Source organism: Thermodesulfobacteriota bacterium (genome assembly GCA_040755095.1).
In the GTDB taxonomy this organism is placed as follows: domain Bacteria; phylum Desulfobacterota; class Desulfobulbia; order Desulfobulbales; family JBFMBH01; genus JBFMBH01.
This window is the reverse complement of record JBFMBH010000189.1, coordinates 1-5,825: the sequence shown is the minus strand read 5'-3', so window position 1 is coordinate 5,825 and position 5,825 is coordinate 1. Positions and strand designations below refer to the sequence as shown.

The window sequence follows — 5,825 nt, the reverse complement described above, 5'->3', positions numbered from 1 at the left end:
ACCGGCAGCGGATCCGCCGCGGCAAAGATCCACGCCCAGCTGGTCAGGCGGTTGTCGTCGGCGGCCCGGAAGACGAGCTGGGCCAGGGGGGTGAAGGCCAGGGCCAGGAAGGCAAGCGCCAGCTGATCCCTGGCTGGCAGCGCAGGGGCCGTCTTCAGATCTCCAGCTGGTAGAAGCGGCCGTCGCACAGAAGGGTGGCGGTCCGCTTCAGGGCGTCCACCGGCGGATGGACCAGCCCGAAGCGCTCCAGGAAGTATTGGGCGGCCTCCACCACGGCGTGCACCGCATCGGTCTTCTTGTCCACCCGGAAGGCGGCGGTGATCTCCGGCTGGCTGCACCGGTAGTCGCCGCCAAAGCCGGTGCGCGGACTCCACAGCAGGCTGCGGCCGGCCATGCCGGAAAGACGCAGCTCCAGGCGCAGGGCGCTGGCGTCCGGCAGTCGGGGCAACAGCCGGCCGGCAAAGCGCAACGCCTGGGAGATCCAGATCATGAGCCACTCGGGGGACAGGTAGCGGCCGACGGTCTCGCCGCACTGGTCCTCGTGCAGGTGATGGCGGGCCAGGAAGAAGCCGCTGGTGGACAGCTTCCAGAAGTAGGCGGAGGCCAGCTCCCCCACCCAGGGATGCCGGTCCAGGTAGCTCACCGCCTCCGGCGTCGAGCGGAAGGGGCTGCCCAGGGGGGGCGGGAAGGGAAAGGCGGCGCCGCTCCAGCCGGCCAGCTTCACGGCCGAGCTGGTGATGGTGCCCAGGAGGGCATCGGCGGCCAGCTTCCGGATCGGAAACAGAGGGGCGACCACCACCTCCTTCACGGCCAGATCCGCCGGCCAGCCCTGCTCCGCCATTTCCGCCTGACAGCCGGCGATGAAGCCAGCCAGCTCCGGCCCCGGGATGGTCAGCCGCTCCCGCTTCTTCACCTCCTGGAGGTGCTCATCCAGGGCGGTGGCGAAGATCAGCTCGTTGAGGTCGTTCTCGAAGGAGAGACCGAGGCGGATCATCTTCTTGTCCCGCAAGGCCGGGGGCAGAAGATCGAGCACCTCCGGCTCGCACAGCACCGGCACCACGAGCAGGCCCTGGTCGCCCGCCTTGCCCAGCCAGGACAGCCACAGGTCACAGGCACCCTGGTCAGTCAGGGCGGCCCTGGAGATGACCGGCAGCAGGAACTTGGTGGCCTGGAGCTCCCGCCAGAAGACGTCGTCTCCGGACTGGGCGTAGGTATCCCAGGATTCGTACCAGACCCTAAGGCCCCGCTCCCGCAGGTAGTAGGTCACCTTGCCGCCGACCTGGGCGTCCGAGCCGCAATGGCACACAAAGACGTAACGCTCTTTCTGCATGGCTTGCCCGTCTCTCCGCGAAGAATGGTTGACAGCCGACAGTGGATCCGGATAGTAACGGGTGCCGGCCGAGCCGTCGCGCCGGGTCGGATTCCATTGTCTGCCTTCCTTACCAGAAAACGGGCGGTGACGGAAGCAGGAATTTCGGCCAGGGAGGCCACCGGCGGCCGCCCGGCCAGGACGGGTGAGCATGATCGACCAGGGCTATGACGTGGTGGTGATCGGCGCCGGGCATGCCGGCTGCGAGGCGGCCCTGGCCGCCGCCCGTCTCGGCGCTTCCACCCTGGTGGCGGTGATGAGCCTCGACACCATCGGCGCCATGTCCTGCAACCCGGCGGTGGGTGGCCTGGCCAAGGGCCATCTGGTCAAGGAGATCGATGCCCTGGGCGGCGAGATGGCCAGGAACATCGACGCCACCGGCATCCAGTTCCGGCGCCTCAATACCAGGAAGGGTCCGGCGGTCTGGTCCTCCCGGGCCCAGGCCGACCGCCTCCGCTACCGGCTGAGGATGAAACAGGTGCTGGAGGACCAGCCCGGCCTGGTCATCCGCCAGGCGGTGGTGGACCGCCTGCAGGTGCACCAAGGGCGGATTGCCGGGGTGGTCACCTCCCTGGACGAGGTCATCCCGGCCCGGGCAGTGGTGGTCGCCACCGGCACCTTCCTGAACGGCCTCATCCACATCGGCCTCAAGCAGTTTCCCGCCGGCCGCATGGGGGATCCCCCCTCCCGGAGCCTGCCTGCCTGCCTCCGGGAGCTGGGCTTCCGCATGGGCCGCATGAAGACCGGCACCACCCCGCGCCTCAATGGCCGCACCATCGACTTCGCCGGCCTGGAGGTCCAGGAGGGCGACCGGCCGGCGCCGCTCTTCTCCTTCGCCAGCAGCGGGCCGCCGCCGTTGCCCCAGCGGCCCTGCTGGGTGACTTACACCAGCACCCGCACCCACGACATCATCCGCTCCGGCCTCGACCGCTCCCCCTTGTTCACCGGGGTCATCGAAGGGGTGGGGGCCCGTTACTGCCCCTCCATCGAGGACAAGATCCACCGCTTCCCGGACAAGGAGCGGCACCAGATCTTTCTGGAGCCGGAGGGGCTGGACACCGTGGAGATCTACCCCAACGGCCTGCCCACCAGCCTGCCTCTGGACGTCCAGCTCCGCATGCTGCGCTCCATCCCCGGGCTGTCCCGGGTGGAGGTGATGCGGCCCGGCTATGCCATCGAGTATGATTACGTGGATCCCCTGGAGCTGACCCCCTCCCTGGAGACGAAGCGGGTTGCCGGCCTCTTCCTGTCCGGCCAGATCAACGGCACCTCCGGCTACGAGGAGGCGGCGGCCCAGGGACTGGTGGCCGGCATCAACGCCGTCCGCTCGGGGCGCGGCCAGGAGCCGCTGGTGCTCGGCCGCTCCCAGGCCTATATCGGCGTCCTGGTGGATGACCTGGTTACCCGCGGCACCAGGGAGCCGTACCGTCTCTTCACCTCCCGGGCCGAGCACCGCCTGCTCTTGCGGGAGGACAACGCCGATCTCAGGCTCACCGGGATCGGCCACGATCTCGGCCTGGTGGATGGGGCCGCCTATGGCCGCTTTGCCGCCAAACGGGCAGCCATGGCGGAGCTGGCCGCCCGCCTGGCGGCAACCGCAGTGGCGCCGAGCCCGGAGATCAATGCCGGTCTGGCGGAGGCCGGGAGCGCCCCCCTGAGGCAGGCCGCCCGGCTGGCCGACCTCCTGCGGCGGCCGGAGCTGGATCTGGCCACCGTCTGCCGCCTGGCCAGCTTCGAGCCCGGGGTGCCGCCGGCCGTGGCCGCCGAGGTGGTGCTGGCCATCCGGTACGAGGGCTACATCCGGCGCCAGACCGAGCTGGTGGAGCGCGCCCGGCGGCTGGACGACGTGGCCCTGCCGGCCGACCTGGGCTACGGCGCCCTGGCCGGCCTCTCCCGGGAGGTGGTGGAGAAGCTCGGCCGGGTGCAGCCCCGGACCCTGGGGCAGGCGGCCCGCATCTCCGGGGTGACGCCGGCCGCGGTGGCGGTGCTTCAGGTCCATCTGCGCCGCCTGGGGCTTCTCCGGAAGGCGAATGTCGAATAGCGAACAAGGAATGTCCAACCGCCGAAGGGACTGGCAGGACTGACCTGGAAGGTCAACCCCCGGTCCCATCCCCTGTTCGATCTTCTGCGGCTTGTTCACCGATCAGGGGCTGTCTGCGCTGCCCCTGTCCCATCCGGGAGACATCCTCATGCTGCACGCTGCCATGGAATGGCTGGTCAGAACCATCGGCGCCCTGGGCTATCCGGGCATCTTCCTCCTCATGGCCATGGAAAGCTCGGTCTTTCCCATCCCCAGCGAGCTGGTGATGCCGCCGGCCGGCTACTTGGCCCATGAAGGCGAGATGAGCCTGGTCGCTGCCATCCTTTGCGGCACCATCGGCAGCCTGGCCGGCGCCTACGCCAACTACTTCGCGGCCCGGCATCTCGGCCGGCCGCTTCTTCTCCGCTACGGCCGCTATGTCGGCATCTCGGCCGAAAAGTTCGCCCGGGCGGAGGCCTTCTTCCTGAGCCACGGGGAGATCTCCACCTTCATCGGCCGCCTTCTGCCGGTGGTGCGCCACCTCATCTCCCTGCCGGCCGGCCTGGCCGGCATGAGCCATCGGCGCTTTGCCGCCTACACCCTCTTGGGCGCCGGCATCTGGGTGACGGTGCTCACCATGATCGGCTATGTCATCGGCGCCAACCGGGAGCTCATCGCCCGGTATGCCAACCAGGCAGTGCTGGCGGTGGTGGCCTTCAGCTGCCTGCTGGCTGCGGCCTACATCTGGCGCCATCGCCGCAAGGCCATGGCGCGGGAGGCGGCCGTGGAAACGGAACGGGCGTAGAACGGGCTCAGCCCGGGAGGAGGGTCAGGGCCTGGGAAAGCCGATGGTCAGGGCATCCCGCCAGGAGAGGTCGGCGATCCACCAGCATCACCTGGTTCCGGCCGGAGCCGGCGGCGCCATCTCCTTCTTGAGCTTGTGCTTGGCCGGGTCATACTGGACCCGATCGCCCACGGCAAAGGGGGTGGGGTCGGTGGCCACCACCGTGTCCTGGCCCCGGCGGTCGCTGATCACCACCGAGTCCGCACTGAGTGCCTTGACCGTGTAGCCGCTTTCGTAGAGGGCCTGGGCCCTGCCCGCCGCTGCCAGGACGAGAATGACAAGGATTGCCGGAACCGCCAGCCTGCGCATACACACACCTCCGGATGTAGGGGATCGGACGGCTCTACTGCAAGGCCTGCTCGATGGCCCGGGTCAGGGTCCCGGGGTCGACCAGCCCGAAGAAGCGCTCCAGGATCTCGCCATTGCGGCCGATGAGGAAGGTGACCGGCACGGCGACCACGCCGCCGAAGCCGTCCAGCACCGCCTCGTCGGCCATGGCCACCGGATAGGTGATCTTGAGCTTGTCCATGAATTCGGCCACGGACTTGCGGTCATCGGTGCCGAGGCAGATGCCGATGACGGAGAATCCCTTGCGGCCGTATTCCTGTTCCAGGGCCAGCAGGGAGGGCACCTCCTGGCGGCAGGGAGCGCACCAGGTGGCAAAGAAGTTGACCAGGAGCACCCGGCCGCAATAGGCGCTGCTGTCCACCGGCTGGCCGCCCCGGGCGGCGGTGAGGCTGAACTGCGGCATCGGCCGGGCCCCGGCCCTGGCAGTGGCCAGCAGGCAGACCAGAATCGCCAGGGTGATGGACAGGGCGAAGCAACGTCCAACTGGCCGGCAACGGACAGGGGATGGGCTCAACATCCTCCCAAGGTACCCGATCTCGGCGCAAAATCCAAATCGTCCGGCTGCGGCTCCGGCCGGCGGCCTTCCCCTCTCAGCCCCTGATACCGCGATCTCCTCCCATGCCCACCATTCCCCAGCCCGGCTCCAAGTGGGGCGTCTTCGTCATCGTGGCCTGCGGCGTCTTCATGGCCACCCTGGACAGCTCCATCGTCAACATCGCCCTGCCCAGCATCATGGCCAGCCTGCACGCCCCGTTGCACCGCACCGAGTGGGTGGTGATGATCTATCTGGTCACCATCTCCGCCTCTCTCCTCTGGTGGGGGGCGCTGTCCGACGCCTGGGGCCGGCGGGGGCTCTACAGCCTCGGCATGCTGCTGTTCGCGGCCGGCTCCCTGGCCTGTGCCCTGGCGGCCAGTATCGGCTGGCTCATCGCCGCCCGCTGGCTGCAGGCCCTGGGGGCGGCGATGATGATGGCCATCGGTCCGGCCATCATCGGTGAGACCTTCCCCAAGAACGAGACCGGCCGGGCCTTCGGTCTGATCGGCGTCGTCGTTTCCTGGGGGCTCATGACCGGGCCGGCCCTGGGCGGCTTTCTGGTGGAGCACTTCTCCTGGCGCGCCATCTTCCTGGTGACCGTGCCGGTGGGGCTGGTTTTTTCCCTGCTGGCCCGGGCCCAGCTGCCGGCACCGGTGCTCCGCCCGCACACCGGCGGCTTCGACTGGCGGGGCGCCTGCCTGTGGGGGAT

Annotated in this window: 7 protein-coding genes; 3 read left to right on the top strand and 4 right to left on the bottom strand. The window is 69.1% G+C overall.

Annotation, left to right across the window (positions count from 1 at the left end; all coding sequences use genetic code 11):
- Both AB1634_18350 and AB1634_18345 read right to left on the bottom strand, forming a co-directional pair.
- On the bottom strand, window positions 1-188 hold a 188-nt coding region (locus AB1634_18350; protein MEW6221476.1), incomplete at its 3' end, for a hypothetical protein.
- A complete protein-coding gene (locus tag AB1634_18345; GenBank protein ID MEW6221475.1) occupies window positions 155-1,330 on the bottom strand; it encodes a toll/interleukin-1 receptor domain-containing protein in 1,176 nt (391 codons plus the stop codon). The genes AB1634_18350 and AB1634_18345, both read right to left, overlap by 34 nt.
- Window positions 1,331-1,520: 190 nt before the next feature.
- On the opposite strand from AB1634_18345, the gene mnmG reads away from it, so the two are divergent.
- Together mnmG and AB1634_18335 are read left to right on the top strand one after the other, a co-directional pair.
- On the top strand, window positions 1,521-3,410 hold the full coding sequence (gene mnmG / locus AB1634_18340; GenBank protein MEW6221474.1) for a tRNA uridine-5-carboxymethylaminomethyl(34) synthesis enzyme MnmG: 1,890 nt from the start codon (window positions 1,521-1,523) through the stop codon (window positions 3,408-3,410).
- A gap of 151 nt (window positions 3,411-3,561) precedes the next feature.
- Window positions 3,562-4,194, top strand: coding sequence for a DedA family protein (locus tag AB1634_18335; protein MEW6221473.1), 633 nt, complete (start codon window positions 3,562-3,564; stop codon window positions 4,192-4,194).
- Between the two features lie 87 nt (window positions 4,195-4,281).
- Here AB1634_18335 and AB1634_18330 read toward each other — a convergent pair whose 3' ends face one another.
- Together AB1634_18330 and AB1634_18325 are read right to left on the bottom strand one after the other, a co-directional pair.
- Window positions 4,282-4,542: a hypothetical protein gene (locus AB1634_18330; GenBank protein ID MEW6221472.1), complete on the bottom strand. Its 261-nt coding sequence runs from the start codon at window positions 4,540-4,542 to the stop codon at window positions 4,282-4,284.
- A 34-nt stretch (window positions 4,543-4,576) separates the two neighbouring features.
- A complete protein-coding gene (locus AB1634_18325; GenBank protein ID MEW6221471.1) occupies window positions 4,577-5,095 on the bottom strand; it encodes a TlpA disulfide reductase family protein in 519 nt (172 codons plus the stop codon).
- 104 nt (window positions 5,096-5,199) lie between these two features.
- Here AB1634_18325 and AB1634_18320 point away from each other — a divergent pair.
- The coding region (locus AB1634_18320; protein MEW6221470.1) for an MFS transporter at window positions 5,200-5,825 on the top strand (626 nt) is incomplete at its 3' end.